Origin of the sequence: Tabrizicola aquatica (assembly GCF_002900975.1) — a bacterium.
Taxonomy (GTDB): domain Bacteria; phylum Pseudomonadota; class Alphaproteobacteria; order Rhodobacterales; family Rhodobacteraceae; genus Tabrizicola; species Tabrizicola aquatica.
On record NZ_PJON01000004.1, the window covers coordinates 146,506 to 159,513 of the forward strand.

Consider the following 13,008-nt stretch of genomic DNA (forward strand, 5'->3'; position numbering starts at 1 on the left):
CACTGGCTAACGGGCAACAGTCACCGAACAGCCCGCCTGGCCGGCCACCTCGGCCGCCACGGACCCCAGGACCAGACGCTTGACCCCACGCTTGTCGCCGGTGCCCATGACGATATGGTCGGCGGTGATTTCCTCGGCATAGGCGATGATCGCCGGACCCGCCCCGCGCGAAATCAGGACCGCGGTGGAAATCTCGCCCGCCCCGGCTGCCTTGGCCCGGGTAGCCGCGGCCGCCAGCAGCGCCTCGGCCTCGGCGTCGGTCCAATGGTTGATCGTCGGCCCCCGCGCCCCGCCGACCGCAAGGTTGACAGCGCAGATCGTCAGATGCGCCCCGGTCAGTCTTGCAAGCTCTGCCGCGTGCAAAAGTCCGGTCTCGGCGTGGTCGCTGCCGTCCACCGGGCAAAGGATCTTCTTGGTCATTGCCGCACCCTCTGGTCCATTGGCTTCATGCATATGAAACCACAGCCGGGCGCGCGACACCTTGACCTGAGTCAAGAATCTTTCCCCAAAAGAAAAACAGGGGCCCCGGATCGCTCCGGGGCCAGTTGGGGGTCAGGTAAGGCAAAAATGGGCAGTACCGTCCCTTGGGCTGAAAGGACGATGATCAAGTCAGTGAACGCGGCCCCGCAACCCGTTGAAATCGCGGAACCGCTTTTGGTCAGAGGCCGGCGTCAGACGTCCAGCGTGTTCTGCGTTTCCCAGGCCGAGAAGTGGCTGCAATAGTCGTTCCACTCCTTGTGCTTCAGCTTCAGGAAGGCGGACGAGAACGCATCCCCCATCATCGACTTCAGGGTCTTGTCCTTGTCGTATTCGCGCAGGGCGTCCAGCAGGTTCAGCGGCAGCTTCGGCGCGTTCTTCACCGTATGGCCCATCTGGTACATGTCGATGTCATAGCGCCGGCCCGGGTCGGCTTTGGTCCGCACGCCGTCCAGACCCGCCGCCAGGATCACCGCCTGCATCAGGTAGGGGTTCGCCGCCCCATCCGGCAGGCGCAGTTCGAACCGGCCCGGTCCCGGGACGCGGACCATGTGGGTCCGGTTGTTGCCGGTCCAGGTCACCGTATTCGGCGCCCAGGTCGCCCCGGACGAGGTGCGGGGTGCGTTGATCCGCTTGTAGCTGTTGACCGTCGGGTTGCAGATCGCCGCCAGTGCGCTGGCATGCTTCATGATCCCGCCCAGGAAGTTGCGGCCCTGATCCGACAGGCCCAGTTCCTTCGACTTGTCCGCGAAGACGTTGGTCGACCCGTCCAGGCTCCAGACCGAGATATGGGCATGACAGCCCGAACCGGTCAGGCCCTTGAACGGCTTCGGCATGAAGGTGCAGCGCAAGCCGTGCTTTTCCGCCACCGACTTCATCATGAACTTGAAGAAGCTGTGCTTGTCGGCCGTGGCCAGCACATCGTCATACTTCCAGTTCATCTCGTACTGGCCGGTCGCGTCCTCATGGTCGTTCTGGTAGGCTTCCCAGCCCAGCTCCAGCATATAGTCGCAGACCTCCGAGATGCAGTCATACTGCCGCATCATCGCCTGCTGGTCGTAGCAGGGCTTTTCGGCATTGTCGTAGGGGTCGGCGATCTTGTCGCCCTGCGGGGTGAGCAGGAAAAACTCCGGCTCCACCCCGGTCTTGACGCGCAGGCCGTCCTTGGCCGCTTCGTCCACCAGGCGGCGCAGCACGTTGCGCGGGGCCTGGTCCAGCGGCTTGTCTTCCATCACGCAGTTCGAGGCAACCCAGGCCACCTCTTTCTTCCACGGCAACTGGATCGCGGCATCCGGGTCAGGCACGGCCATCATGTCGGGATGGGCCGGCGTCAGGTCCAGCCAGGTGGCAAAGCCCGCAAAACCCGCACCGTCCACCGCCATGTCGTTGATCGCCTGAGTGGGCACAAGCTTTGCCCGCTGGCCACCGAACAGGTCGGTGTAGGAAACCATGAAATACTTGACGCCCTTTTCCTTTGCCCATTTGGCAAGGTCCTTAGCCATCACTGTAACTCCCTGAGTCTTTTATCGTTTCTTCTGTCGCGACGTGGAAACGGCGGCTTACCAGCCGCCGTTCCGCCCCGGTATCCAGTTGGTGCCCGCCAGCGGTACACCCGCCATCGCTGCCGCTTCGATGGTCAGCGAGCACAGATCCTCGGGCTCCAAGTTATGCAGGTGGTTCTTGCCGCAGGCCCGCGCGATGGTCTGCGCCTCCAGGGTCATCACCTTGAGATAGTTCTTCAGGCGGCGGCCACCGAGGACAGGATCGAACCGCTTGGACAGTTCCGGGTCCTGCGTGGTGATCCCGGCGGGGTCGCGGCCTTCGTGCCAGTCGTCATAGGCGTCGGCGGTGGTGCCCAGCTTCTGGTATTCTTCCTCCCAACGCGGGTCGTTGTCGCCCAGCGCGATCAGCGCCGCCGTCCCGATGGCGACCGCATCCGCGCCCAGCGCCATCGCCTTGGCCACGTCCGCGCCCGACCGGATGCCGCCCGAGACGATCAGCTGCACCTTGCGGTGCATCCCCAGGTCCTGCAGCGCCTTCACCGCCTGCGGGATGCAGGCCAGGATCGGCATGCCGACATGCTCTATGAACACATCCTGCGTCGCCGCCGTGCCGCCCTGCATGCCGTCCAGCACGACCACATCAGCGCCCGCCTTCACCGCAAGCGCCGTGTCATAGTAGGGCCGCGCGCCGCCGACCTTGACGTAGATCGGCTTTTCCCAATCGGTGATCTCGCGCAGTTCCATGATCTTGATCTCAAGATCATCGGGCCCGGTCCAGTCCGGGTGCCGGCACGCACTACGCTGGTCGATGCCCTTCGGCAGGTTCCGCATGTTCGCCACGCGGTCGCTGATCTTCTGGCCCAGCAGCATCCCGCCGCCACCCGGCTTTGCGCCCTGGCCGACCACAACCTCGATCGCATCCGCGCGGCGCAGGTCGTCGGGGTTCATGCCGTAACGGCTGGGCAGATACTGATAGACCAGCGTCTTGGAATGCCCACGCTCTTCCTCGGTCATCCCGCCGTCGCCGGTGGTGGTCGAGGTGCCGGCTTCCGATGCGCCCCGGCCCAGGGCCTCTTTGGCGGGGCCGGACAGCGCCCCGAAAGACATCCCCGCGATGGTGATCGGGATATCCAGGTGGATCGGCTTCTTGGCAAAGCGCGTCCCCAGCCAGACGTCCGTCGAGCATTTCTCGCGGTAGCCTTCCAGCGGATAGCGGCTGATCGAGGCGCCCAGGAAAAGAAGGTCATCAAAGTGCGGCAGATGCCGCTTCGTGCCGCCGCCGCGGATATCGTAGATGCCAGAGGCGGCCGCGCGGCGGATTTCGGCGTTCACCGCGGGGGTGAAGGTCGCCGAGAAACGGGGCGGGGTACGGGGAAGATCGGTCATTCCTGTGCCTCAGTACGACGACGCATTGTCGATGTTGAAATTATACAGCTTCCGGGCCGAACCATAGCGCTTGAACTCTTCCGGCTTGGCCTTGCCGTCCGCTTCGCCGCGCTTCAGAAGGTCGGCCAGCAGCGCCAGATGTTCTGGCCGCATCTCTTTCTCGATGCAGTCCGCGCCCAGCGATTTCACCGAACCGCGCACGAAAAGCCGCGCTTCGTACAGGCTGTCGCCCAGCGCATCGCCCGCATCGCCCAGCACCACCAGGTTCCCGGACTGCGCCATGAAGGCCGACATGTGGCCGATGGAGCCATGCACCACAATGTCGATGCCCTTCATCGACACACCGCAGCGGCTGGAGGCGTTGCCCTTGATGACCAAGAGACCACCCCGCCCGGTCGCGCCGGCATACTGGCTGGCGTTGCCGTCGATGATCACCGTGCCCGACATCATGTTTTCCGCCACGCCCGGCCCGGCGCTGCCCTTGATGCGGATCGTCGCGTGCTTGTTCATGCCCGCGCAGTAGTACCCGGTCGAGCCATGCACCGTGATGTTCACCGGCGCGTCCACCCCCGCCGCGATGGCGTGGGCGCCCTTGGGATTGATGACCTCCCAGTCGGTCATGTTGGTCTGGCCTTTCAGCGCATGCAGCGCCGAGTTGAGCGCCCGCAGGCCCTCTTTGCCCAGATCGAAACTCTGCATTCTCTCAACGCTCCCAGAAGTAGACGGTGGCGGGTTCGGGTTCCCAGACGCGGGCGTTCTCGATGCCCGGCAGGTTGACCAGCGCCCGGTATTCCGATCCGAAGGCCACATACTCGTCGGTCTCGGCCATCACGGCGGGCTTGCAGGCGATGGGGTCACGGACGACGCCGAAGCCGTTCTTGGTGCCGACGACAAAGGTGTAGAACCCGTCCAGATCGTCCAGGCCGGATTCCAGCGCGGTGCCCAGATCCTCGCCTTCCTTCAGCTTCTGGCTGACATAGGCGGCGGCGACCTCGGTGTCGTTCTGGGTCTCGAAGGTCATGCCCTTGCGGATCAACTCGCGCCGCAGCCCGTTGTGGTTCGACAGGCTGCCGTTATGCACCAGGCACTGGTCCGGCCCGGTCGAGAACGGGTGCGCACCCATCGTGGTCACGGCGGATTCGGTCGCCATGCGGGTGTGGCCGATGCCGTGGGTGCCCTTCATCCGGGCCACGTCAAAGCGGGCGGCCACGTCCTTGGGCAGGCCGACTTCCTTGAAGATCTCGATGCTGTCACCCGCGCTCATCACCTTCACGCCGGGGCGCAGGTGCGACAGGGCCGAGCGTGCGGCGTCGATCTGGTCCAGCGGCACTTCCAGCACGGCATGGGTGGACTTGATCTTCATCGTGACCGGCTGGCCGATGGCATCATGCATGTCGCCGTCCAGGTTCTTGAAATCGGCGTCCGGGGTGGCCGACTGGATGGTGATCTTGCCCAACCCGTCCTTGGCCCCGCCATAGATCGCGATCCCGGCACTGTCGGGGCCGCGGTCGGTCATGGTGATCAGCATGTCTGTCAGCAGTTCGCCCAGCCGGGGTTCCAGCTTGGGGTCCTTCAGAAACAGTCCAACGATGCCGCACATGGATTCGTCTCTCCTTTGCGTGATTGAGGTGACGCTAGCATCACGTTTTGCGTCCATCAACTGGTAAGAAACTTTTTTTCACCTGATGGGGAATCTTCTCAGACTGCCGCAAAAAGCAGCAGTTTCCCTTGACAGAATGTCGCAGCTCGCTTTCCCTACGGAAAACAATTTTGCCGCGTAGGGAAAAGACGTCGGGCTGCGTCTTGGGGGCGGCAAAGCAAAACAGCCCAAGGGAGGAAACCTGTGACGGACCTTAATCGGCGGATTGAGGCGATGCACCGACGCGACGTGCTTGTGGCATGGGCGTTCGTGATTGGCCTCTGGTTTTCCGTGATCTTCGTGGCCATCGCCACCTGGGACCTGGCACCCAACGGCACGGCCCGGACGCTGCTTCTGATCGCCGGGGCTGTGGTGCTGCTGTTCAATACTGCCGCCATCCTGGCGATGTTGCGGCATTACCGCGAGGATCGCGACTTCATGTACGGGATCGACATCAAGTTCCTGGACGAAGCCAAGGGGCGGAGGAACTGAGATGACCCATTACAAACCCCCGACCCAGGGCAAGGCCAGCCAGCTTTTCGACGTGGTCGTGCTGGTGGTCCTGACCGTCGGCGCGCTGTTCGTGCCGCTTTGGATGGGCATGGCCGGCGCGGCCAAGTCCGTCGCCACCCCGGTCGCCAACCCCACATGGGAGGCCCTGGGCCAGAACGCAGCGCAGGCCGCCAAGTACGAGGCCCTGGGCTACACCCCGGAAACGGCGCATGACCTGATCCTGGCCCGCTTCGACTACAGCTTCTCGGTCACCGCGCTTCTGGTGATGATCGGGGTCATCCTGCTGTACTATTTCCTGATCCTGCGGTTTTCCGAAGTGGAATACCGCGAGGTCATTTCCGAAAAATTCGGGGAGTAACCTGCCATGGATCTGTGGAACTGGCTTGAATACGGCGCCTGGGCGCTTTCGGCGCTTCTGGGGCTGCACATGGCCTTCGACTGGCTCAAGACCGACAGCACCTATTCCGAAGACGTCCTCACCTCCTCGCGCGAAGGCGAGCTTGAGGCGATGGCCGAAGAACACGCCGAAAAGCACGGGGTGAGATCATGAGCGACTTCGACATCACCTCGCAGACCATGGACGGCATGGGGCCGCATGGCACCAAGGTCGGCCTGCTGCGCGTCCTGGGGCCGGCCCACGTCTGGGCCCTGGGCGTCGGCATCGTTCTGGTCGGCGAATACATGGGCTGGAACTTTGCCGTCGGCAAAGGCGGTGCCTATGCCGCGCTGATCGCCTGCTGGTTTGCGGGCATCCTCTATTCCTGCGTCGCCATGATCGATTCGGAGGTCACCTCGACCGTCGCCTCGGCCGGCGGGCAGTATACCCAGGCCAAACACATCGTCGGGCCGCTGATGGCCTTCAATGTCGGCCTCTACCTTGTCTTCGCCTACACCATGCTGGAGGCCGCGAACGCGATCACGGCGGGCTATCTCTTCTCGGTCGTGGCCACGATGTCCGGCCATACCGGAGAGCTGGACCAGCGGCCCTTCATAATCCTGGTCATCATGTTCCTGGCCTGGCTGAACTATCGCGGCGTGCTGGCGACGCTGACCTTCAACCTGGTCATCACCTCCATCGCCTTCTGCGCCATCCTGGTCCTGTTCCTGTCCACCTCGGGCATCCTGGGAGAGAGCATCCTGGAACACGCCGCGCTGTTCGAAGGGCACGAACTGCCCTACGGCTGGATCGGCGTGCTGGCGGCGATGCACTTCGGCCTTTGGTACTATCTTGGCATCGAAGGCACGACCCAGGCCGCGGAAGAGGTCCGCTCGCCCGCCCGCTCGCTGCCCTTCGGGACGCTGGCCGGGATCATGACGCTCTTGATCGCGGCGACGCTGACCTGGTTCATGTGCTCGGGCGTGCTGCCCTGGGAATACCTGGGCGACGGGGTGAACGGTTCGGTGGCACCCCTGTTCGACACGGCACGGCTCTCGGGCTCGACCGCGCTGGTCTGGCTTCTGGGCTTCGGCACCCTCTTTGCCACGCTGGCCTCGGCCAACGGCTGCATCAACGACGCCTCGCGGGCCTGGTTCGCCATGGGCCGCGACAAGTACCTGCCCGGCTGGTTCGGGGCGGTGCATCCGCGCTATCGCACCCCATATCGGTCGATCATCTTCCTGGTCCCGATCGCGCTGATCTTCGCCCTTGGCGCGCCCCTGGACCAGGTGATCACCTTCTCGATCCTCTCGGGCCTGCTGGGCTATACCTTCATGCCGCTGAACATCATCCTCTTCCGGCGCAAATGGCCGTTGGAGACGATCAAGCGCGGGTATGAACACCCGTTCCACCCGATCCCCGCGATCACGCTCTTGACGCTGTGCGGCGTGACCTTCTTTGCGGTGTTCCTGGGCTACGGCACCCAGCTTGTCGCGATGATCGGCTTCTACATCGTCGTGTCGCTGTGGTTCCACTTCTGGCGCTACCGCTTCGTGAACCGGGGCGCGCAGTTCACCATGCCCTGGCCAAAGCCGCGCGGCTACTAAGGCAAATGGCCCGCGCCCCGTTCGGCGCGGGCCATCCCCCGGATGTCCCCCCTCATTCCCCTCGGCTTCGCTCTTGCCCTGCTCGGCCTCTGGCTGGGCTACCGGCTTGTCACCGAATCCCGCAGCCGCACCGCCGCCCGCGCCGCCTATTTCGACGCGGTGAAACCCCTGTTCCAGGACGGCGAGACGCGCCTGCAACCCACCGGCTTTCCCCGCATGACCGGCCGCCGCGACGGGCTGGCCTTCGATCTGCAGGCGATCCCCGACACGCTGACCTTCCGCAAGCTTCCCGCGCTGTGGGTCCTGGTCACCCTGCCCGAGCCGCTGCCCTTGCACGCCAGTCTCGACCTCATGGCCCGCCCGTCCGGCAACGAACCCTTCACCCGCTTCGCCAGCCTGCCCCAGTCGCTGCCGACGCCACCGGATCTGCCGAAAGAGGTGGCCGTGCGCAGCGACGATGCCAGCCGCATCCCGCCACCCGACCTGATCGCCCGCCATGCCGACCTGTTCGACGACCAGCGGGTCAAGGAACTGGTCCTGTCCCCCAAGGGCCTGCGCATCGTGATCCTGGCCGAGGAAGCCGACCGCAGCCGTTACCTGATCTTCCGCGAGGCTGAAATGGGCATGACCCCGCTTGCCGCCGCGCGCCTGGAGCCGCTGCTGGACCGCTTGCACCAGTTGCGCAAGGATGTGCTGGCCCTGACGGAGACGCCATGAAACCGCCGTTGAACCCCTACCTCGTCCTGGCCGTCGCCGTGGCCCTGCCCGGCATGGGCCAGGTCCTGAACCGCCAGCCGGTGCGCGGGCTGATCTTCGTCTGCTTTGCCGTCCTTCTGGGGGGCTTCACCCTCAAGACCGCCGCGCCCGACGTGTCATTTGTCGGCAAGCTTGCGGGCGGGCTATTCGTCTGGGCGATGGCGATCCTCGATGCCTACAAGACCGCGCGCATCCGCCGCGCCGTCTGGGATCACCGAAACGCTCCTCGATGACTGCGTCACTCGTCGCGCGACGAGAAGGCGAAGCCGCACGAGGAGCCGTCCCTAGCCCTGGGGATACGAAATCACCGAAAGATACCGCGCCGGCAGCTTGACCAGGACCTCCGGCCCATGCGGCGCATCCGCGTCGAAGAACAGGCTGTCGCCCGGCTTCAGCGGATAGACCTGGTCGCCGTGGCGATAATCCACCTCGCCCTCCAGCATGAACAACAGTTCCAGCCCACCATGCTGGAAGGTCGGAAACGTATCGCTCTCTTTCGACAGCGTGATCATGTAAGGCTCGACCACCACGCCCGAGTTGTTCGACCCGATATGCCCCAACAGGTGATACTGATGCCCCGCACGGGTGCCGCGCCGCTCGATCTCCAGGTGGTCCCCCGCCTTCACATGCTGCGCCTCGCGCCGCTCTTCATAGCTGCGGAAGAAGGACGTCACCGGGACCGAGAAGGCGTGGCTCAGCACCTGCAAGGTCGTCAGGCTGGGCGAGGTGTTGCCGTTTTCGATCTTCGACAGCATCCCGATCGACAGGCCGGTGACATTGGCCAGGTCGGCGACCGTCATCCCCTGCTGGCGACGAAAGTTCCGCACCTCGCGGCCGATGGCGGCTTCCAGGTTCCGTTCGGTGATCTCGCGGACACGGTGCGGGTCCTGTTCAAAGGCGGGCTTGCCGCGAGGAAGCGTTACGCTGGCGTCTTCGGACATCTGGAACCCCTGTTACCACAGGATTTTCCTAGCAGGAAACACCACCTGCGGCAAGCACTAGCCTACCAGGCGGCCGCGGCGGCCACTTCCAGGGCGTGCAACAGGCTGCCGGCCGACGACCGCGCCCCGATGATCCGCACCTGTCCGCGACCGTGGCGGATCAGGTAGCAGCCCAGATGCTCGATCACCGTGCGGGTGGCAAAGCCATCGGGCGCGGCGGGGAAGTCGACGTTGCACAGCCGTTCCAAGAGTGGGGCCAGATCCGGGGCCGTCAGGTCATAGATCACCCAGGCGTCACTCTGTTCGGTCACGCTGGCCGCATCGCCCAGCGCGGCCTTCAACTGGTCCGCGATCAGCTCGTGGCTGGCAAAGGGCGCCTCGACGAACCACATCTCGGGCGCGACCCAGAAGGCGTTGTAGACCGCCCCACCCGCATGGCGCGCAGCGTCCGGCAACGGAACCCCCGCCGCCTGCGCCGCCCGCGCCAGGTCCGCCATCCGCCCCCGCCGCGCCGCGACCGAGGCCAGCGCCACGTCGCACCGCTCGGTGATCGTCACCGGGCCGACCACCGCCACCGCCGCCTGGCGCGCGCCAAGCGCCGTCATTGCCTGCAACTCAGCCACGAAGCCGCTCCCCTTCCGGATCAAAGAAATGCGGGCTGACGATCTCGACCTCGGTGTCCTGCCCGCTCAGCAGGTTCACCGCGCGCATCCGCCGCCCGATCTTCTGGTCGCCCGCCTTCAGATAGCCCAACGCGATGTCGCAGCCGATATGCGGGGAATAGACCTTGGAGGTCAGCCACCCGCCATCGTTCGCCGCCACCGCCGCCGCCCCCTTTTCCAGGAAATGGCTGCCCGCGCTCAGCTTGCCCTTCGGATCGACCGGCTTCACGCCGACAAGGCGATACCCCTCCGCCTCCACCAGCCCCTCGCGCTGCGAAAGCACCATGCCGATGGAGTCCTTCTTCTTCGACACCATCTTGCCCAGACCCATGTTCAGCGCCGTGGACTGGCCGTTCAACTCGCCGCCCGCGACGTGGCCCTTTTCGATCCGCATCACGCCCAGCGCCTCGGTGCCATAGACGATCGGATCGTACTCCGCCCCGCGCGCCAGCATCTCGCGCAGAAGCGCATCGCCATAGCGCGTGGGAACCGCGATCTCATAGGCCAACTCGCCCGAAAAGCTGATGCGGAAAAGCCGCGCCCGCAGCCCGCCGCAGACCGTGATGTTGCGCGCGCCCATATAGGGGAAAGCCGCGTCGCTGATATCCTGATCGACCACCTTTTCCAGCACTTTCCGCGCATTGGGCCCGGCGACCGAGAACTGCGCCCAGGCTTCCGTGGTGCTGATCAGCTGCACGTCCATGTCCGGCCACAGCACCTGACGGCAGTATTCCAGATGCCGGAACACCGGGACCGCATTGGCCGTGGTCGTGGTCATCACATATTCATGCTCGCCCATCCGGGCGGTGGTGCCGTCGTCAAAGACGATCCCATCCTCGCGCAGCATCAGGCCATAGCGGCACTTGCCCACGGCCAGGGTGCTGAACGTGTTGGCATAGACCCGGTCCAGGAAGGCCCCCGCATCGGTGCCCTGGATGTCGATCTTGCCCAGTGTGGTCACATCGCAGATACCCACGGACCGCCGCGTCGCCAGCACCTCGCGGTCCACCGACTGCCGCCATTCCGTCTCGCCGGCCTTCGGCACCCATTGGGTGCGCAGCCACATCCCGACCTCGACAAAGACCGCGCCTTGCTCTTTGGCCCAATGGTGGCTGGGCGTCAGGCGGAACGGCTTGAACTCTGTCCCTCGCGACCGCCCCGCCAGCGCGCCCATCGCGACCGGAGTATAGGGCGGCCGATAGATCGTGGTCCCGGTATCGGGGATCGAGCGTCCCGTCAACTCGGCCATGATCGCCAGGCCCAGCACGTTGCCGGTCTTGCCCTGGTCGGTCGCCATACCCAGCGTGGTGTAGCGCTTCAGATGCTCGACGCTGGTAAAGTTCTCCTGCTTGGCCAGCTTCACGTCCTTCACGGTCACGTCGTTCTGCTGGTCGATCCAGGCCCGGCCCTTGCCGTGCGCCACATGCCACAGGGCCTTGATCCGCACCGGCGCATCCTCGGCCTCGGGCAGGTCGGCCGCGCCGGTCAGACCCAGCGCCTCGACCGCCGCATCGCGCCCCGTGCGCAGCGCGCCATGCGTGGACAGCACCCCGGCCGCCGCCCCCGCGACCATAAGGCCCGGAGGCCCCTCGGCCCCCGGCACAAAGGCCGCAATCGTCGGGTCATAGACGGGACGCGAGCGGTGATGCGAATGGACGTTCACATTCGGGTTCCACCCGCCCGAAACGCCCAGCGCCTCGACCGCGATTTCGCGGGTCCGGCCCTTGGCATCGCGCACGATGATCGACTTCAGCCCCAACCGGCCCGAGGTGTCGATCACCTCGTCGCCCTGCCGGCTGTCCAGCACCGCGACGACCTCGACCCCCTTGGCCTTCAGATCCTCGGCCGTGCGCAGCCCGTCGTCGTTGTTGGTGAACACCGCCACCCGCTGACCCACCTTGACGCCCCAGCGGTTCGCATAGGCGCGCAGGGCACCCGCCAGCATGATGCCGGGACGGTCGTTGTTCTCGAACGCAATCGGCCGCTCGGTCGCGCCGCCCGCCAGGATCGCCCGGTGCGAGTAGATGCGCCACAGCACCTGCCGCGGCTTGCCGGCCGCAGGCAGCGCCAGGTGGTCGCTCACCCGCTCTACCGCGCCATAGATCCCGTGGTCAAAGGCGCCGATCACCGTGGTCCGCGGCATCAGCCGGACGTTCGGCAGGCTGGCCAGTTCCGCCACCACCCCGGCCGCCCAGTCCGCGCCATGCGTCCCGCCAACGGCAAGGGTTTCGGCATTCAGCCGGCCGCCCATGCGGAAATCCTCATCCGCCAGGATCACCCGCTTGCCCGCACGACCCGCCGTCAGCGCCGCCATCAACCCGGTAGGACCGGCCCCGATGACCAGCAGGTCACAGTGCAGGAACCCCTTGTCATAGTCGTCCGGGTCCTCTTCCCGACTGACCGAGCCAAGACCCGCCGCACGGCGAATGATCGGCTCATACAGCTTTTCCCAGAAGGCCTTGGGCCACATGAAAGTCTTGTAGTAGAAGCCCGCCGCAAAGAAGGTGGACAGCCGGTCATTGATCCCCATCGCGTCAAAGCGCAAGCTGGGCCAGCGGTTCTGGCTGTTCGCGCTCAGCCCGTCGAACAGCTCCGCCACCGTGGCCCGCGTGTTCGGCTCTTGCCGCCCGCCGCTACGCAGTTCGACCAGCGCGTTCGGCTCTTCCGACCCAGCGGTCATCGGCCCGCGCGGCCGGTGATACTTGAAGCTGCGGCCCATCAGCCGCACCCCGTTGGCCAGAAGGGCCGAGGCAAGCGTATCCCCCGGATGCCCCTGATAGGGGATGCCGTCGAAGGTAAAACGCAGGGTCTTGGTGCGGTCGATCTGGCCGCCCGAAATCCGATTAGACTGGGTCATTTCGACCGCCCCTTGCTGCGCGCCACGTCGCGCGCCAGTTCCACCCTGGTGATCTCATGCGTGACGGTGTTCCGCGTCACCACCAGCCAGGACCGGTCGCCCTGTTCGTGATACCACAGCTCGCGATGCTCGCCGGCCGGGTTGTCCCGGTTGTACAGCCAGTCATGGAACACCTCGACGCCCGCCGTCATGCCGTCGGGCCGGTCGATCAGGGCGGCGTCGCCCAGATAGACGAATTCCTGCGCGTCGCGGGGTCCGAGGATCGGATGATGAATGATCATTCGCTTATTCC

At 65.3% G+C, this 13,008-nt stretch carries 15 protein-coding genes; 6 read left to right on the forward strand and 9 right to left on the reverse strand.

Translation table 11 applies throughout. The features are described from left to right. Positions 1-6 precede the first annotated feature (6 nt). The 5 genes from CXR42_RS15190 to CXR42_RS15210 form a co-directional block, all read right to left on the reverse strand. The gene (locus CXR42_RS15190) at positions 7-420 is read right to left on the reverse strand and encodes a universal stress protein (protein ID WP_103258429.1); all 414 of its coding nucleotides are present in this window, start codon (positions 418-420) and stop codon (positions 7-9) included. 251 nt (positions 421-671) lie between these two features. Continuing rightward, a complete protein-coding gene (gene glnT / locus CXR42_RS15195; RefSeq protein ID WP_103258430.1) occupies positions 672-1,979 on the reverse strand; it encodes a type III glutamate--ammonia ligase in 1,308 nt (435 codons plus the stop codon). A gap of 57 nt (positions 1,980-2,036) precedes the next feature. After that, positions 2,037-3,365 carry an FMN-binding glutamate synthase family protein gene (locus CXR42_RS15200; protein ID WP_103258431.1) on the reverse strand — a complete coding sequence of 443 codons (1,329 nt, stop codon included), beginning with the start codon at positions 3,363-3,365 and terminating at the stop codon, positions 2,037-2,039. A 9-nt stretch (positions 3,366-3,374) separates the two neighbouring features. After that, on the reverse strand, positions 3,375-4,064 hold the full coding sequence (locus CXR42_RS15205; RefSeq protein WP_103258432.1) for a GltB/FmdC/FwdC-like GXGXG domain-containing protein: 690 nt from the start codon (positions 4,062-4,064) through the stop codon (positions 3,375-3,377). Positions 4,065-4,068: 4 nt separating this feature from the next. Continuing rightward, complete coding sequence (locus CXR42_RS15210) at positions 4,069-4,965, reverse strand: class II glutamine amidotransferase (RefSeq protein ID WP_103258433.1); 897 nt, start codon at positions 4,963-4,965, stop codon at positions 4,069-4,071. A 243-nt stretch (positions 4,966-5,208) separates the two neighbouring features. Between CXR42_RS15210 and CXR42_RS15215 the strand changes: the two genes are divergently transcribed. Genes CXR42_RS15215 through CXR42_RS15240 form a run of 6 tightly spaced genes read left to right on the forward strand, consistent with a single transcriptional unit; the run spans position 5,209 to position 8,489 of the window. Then, positions 5,209-5,496: a hypothetical protein gene (locus tag CXR42_RS15215; RefSeq protein WP_245875462.1), complete on the forward strand. Its 288-nt coding sequence runs from the start codon at positions 5,209-5,211 to the stop codon at positions 5,494-5,496. 1 nt (position 5,497) lies between these two features. After that, positions 5,498-5,875 carry a hypothetical protein gene (locus tag CXR42_RS15220; protein WP_103258435.1) on the forward strand — a complete coding sequence of 126 codons (378 nt, stop codon included), beginning with the start codon at positions 5,498-5,500 and terminating at the stop codon, positions 5,873-5,875. Between the two features lie 6 nt (positions 5,876-5,881). Next, positions 5,882-6,067, forward strand: a complete 186-nt coding sequence (locus tag CXR42_RS15225; RefSeq protein WP_103258436.1) for a hypothetical protein — start codon at positions 5,882-5,884, stop codon at positions 6,065-6,067. Then, complete coding sequence (locus tag CXR42_RS15230; protein ID WP_245875463.1) at positions 6,064-7,500, forward strand: APC family permease; 1,437 nt, start codon at positions 6,064-6,066, stop codon at positions 7,498-7,500. The genes CXR42_RS15225 and CXR42_RS15230 overlap by 4 nt, the downstream gene beginning before the upstream one ends. Positions 7,501-7,542: 42 nt before the next feature. Continuing rightward, positions 7,543-8,217, forward strand: a complete 675-nt coding sequence (locus CXR42_RS15235) for a hypothetical protein (protein ID WP_103258437.1) — start codon at positions 7,543-7,545, stop codon at positions 8,215-8,217. Next, positions 8,214-8,489 carry a hypothetical protein gene (locus tag CXR42_RS15240; RefSeq protein ID WP_103258438.1) on the forward strand — a complete coding sequence of 92 codons (276 nt, stop codon included), beginning with the start codon at positions 8,214-8,216 and terminating at the stop codon, positions 8,487-8,489. Before CXR42_RS15235 ends, CXR42_RS15240 begins: the two co-directional genes overlap by 4 nt. Before the next feature lie 51 nt (positions 8,490-8,540). On the opposite strand, the gene CXR42_RS15245 is transcribed toward CXR42_RS15240, so the two are convergent. The 4 genes from CXR42_RS15245 to CXR42_RS15260 form a co-directional block, all read right to left on the reverse strand. Then, a complete protein-coding gene (locus CXR42_RS15245; protein WP_103258439.1) occupies positions 8,541-9,197 on the reverse strand; it encodes a helix-turn-helix domain-containing protein in 657 nt (218 codons plus the stop codon). Between the two features lie 62 nt (positions 9,198-9,259). Continuing rightward, a complete protein-coding gene (locus tag CXR42_RS15250; protein WP_103258440.1) occupies positions 9,260-9,820 on the reverse strand; it encodes a sarcosine oxidase subunit gamma in 561 nt (186 codons plus the stop codon). Beyond that, positions 9,813-12,716 carry a sarcosine oxidase subunit alpha family protein gene (locus tag CXR42_RS15255; RefSeq protein ID WP_103258441.1) on the reverse strand — a complete coding sequence of 968 codons (2,904 nt, stop codon included), beginning with the start codon at positions 12,714-12,716 and terminating at the stop codon, positions 9,813-9,815. Before CXR42_RS15255 ends, CXR42_RS15250 begins: the two co-directional genes overlap by 8 nt. Next, positions 12,713-12,997: a sarcosine oxidase subunit delta gene (locus tag CXR42_RS15260; RefSeq protein ID WP_103258442.1), complete on the reverse strand. Its 285-nt coding sequence runs from the start codon at positions 12,995-12,997 to the stop codon at positions 12,713-12,715. The genes CXR42_RS15255 and CXR42_RS15260 overlap by 4 nt, the downstream gene beginning before the upstream one ends. Positions 12,998-13,008: the final 11 nt, after the last annotated feature.

Bases quoted from the DNA above. Each gene is read 5' to 3' on its own strand.
- CXR42_RS15245 (WP_103258439.1), bottom strand. From the start codon at position 9,197: ATGTCCGAAGACGCCAGCGTAACGCTTCCTCGCGGCAAGCCCGCCTTT.
- CXR42_RS15260 (WP_103258442.1), bottom strand. From the start codon at position 12,997: ATGATCATTCATCATCCGATCCTCGGACCCCGCGACGCGCAGGAATTC.
- CXR42_RS15240 (WP_103258438.1), top strand. From the start codon at position 8,214: ATGAAACCGCCGTTGAACCCCTACCTCGTCCTGGCCGTCGCCGTGGCC.
- CXR42_RS15200 (WP_103258431.1), bottom strand. From the start codon at position 3,365: ATGACCGATCTTCCCCGTACCCCGCCCCGTTTCTCGGCGACCTTCACC.
- CXR42_RS15210 (WP_103258433.1), bottom strand. From the start codon at position 4,965: ATGTGCGGCATCGTTGGACTGTTTCTGAAGGACCCCAAGCTGGAACCC.
- CXR42_RS15235 (WP_103258437.1), top strand. From the start codon at position 7,543: ATGTCCCCCCTCATTCCCCTCGGCTTCGCTCTTGCCCTGCTCGGCCTC.
- CXR42_RS15190 (WP_103258429.1), bottom strand. From the start codon at position 420: ATGACCAAGAAGATCCTTTGCCCGGTGGACGGCAGCGACCACGCCGAG.
- glnT (WP_103258430.1), bottom strand. From the start codon at position 1,979: ATGGCTAAGGACCTTGCCAAATGGGCAAAGGAAAAGGGCGTCAAGTAT.
- CXR42_RS15225 (WP_103258436.1), top strand. From the start codon at position 5,882: ATGGATCTGTGGAACTGGCTTGAATACGGCGCCTGGGCGCTTTCGGCG.
- CXR42_RS15255 (WP_103258441.1), bottom strand. From the start codon at position 12,716: ATGACCCAGTCTAATCGGATTTCGGGCGGCCAGATCGACCGCACCAAG.
- CXR42_RS15220 (WP_103258435.1), top strand. From the start codon at position 5,498: ATGACCCATTACAAACCCCCGACCCAGGGCAAGGCCAGCCAGCTTTTC.
- CXR42_RS15205 (WP_103258432.1), bottom strand. From the start codon at position 4,064: ATGCAGAGTTTCGATCTGGGCAAAGAGGGCCTGCGGGCGCTCAACTCG.
- CXR42_RS15230 (WP_245875463.1), top strand. From the start codon at position 6,064: ATGAGCGACTTCGACATCACCTCGCAGACCATGGACGGCATGGGGCCG.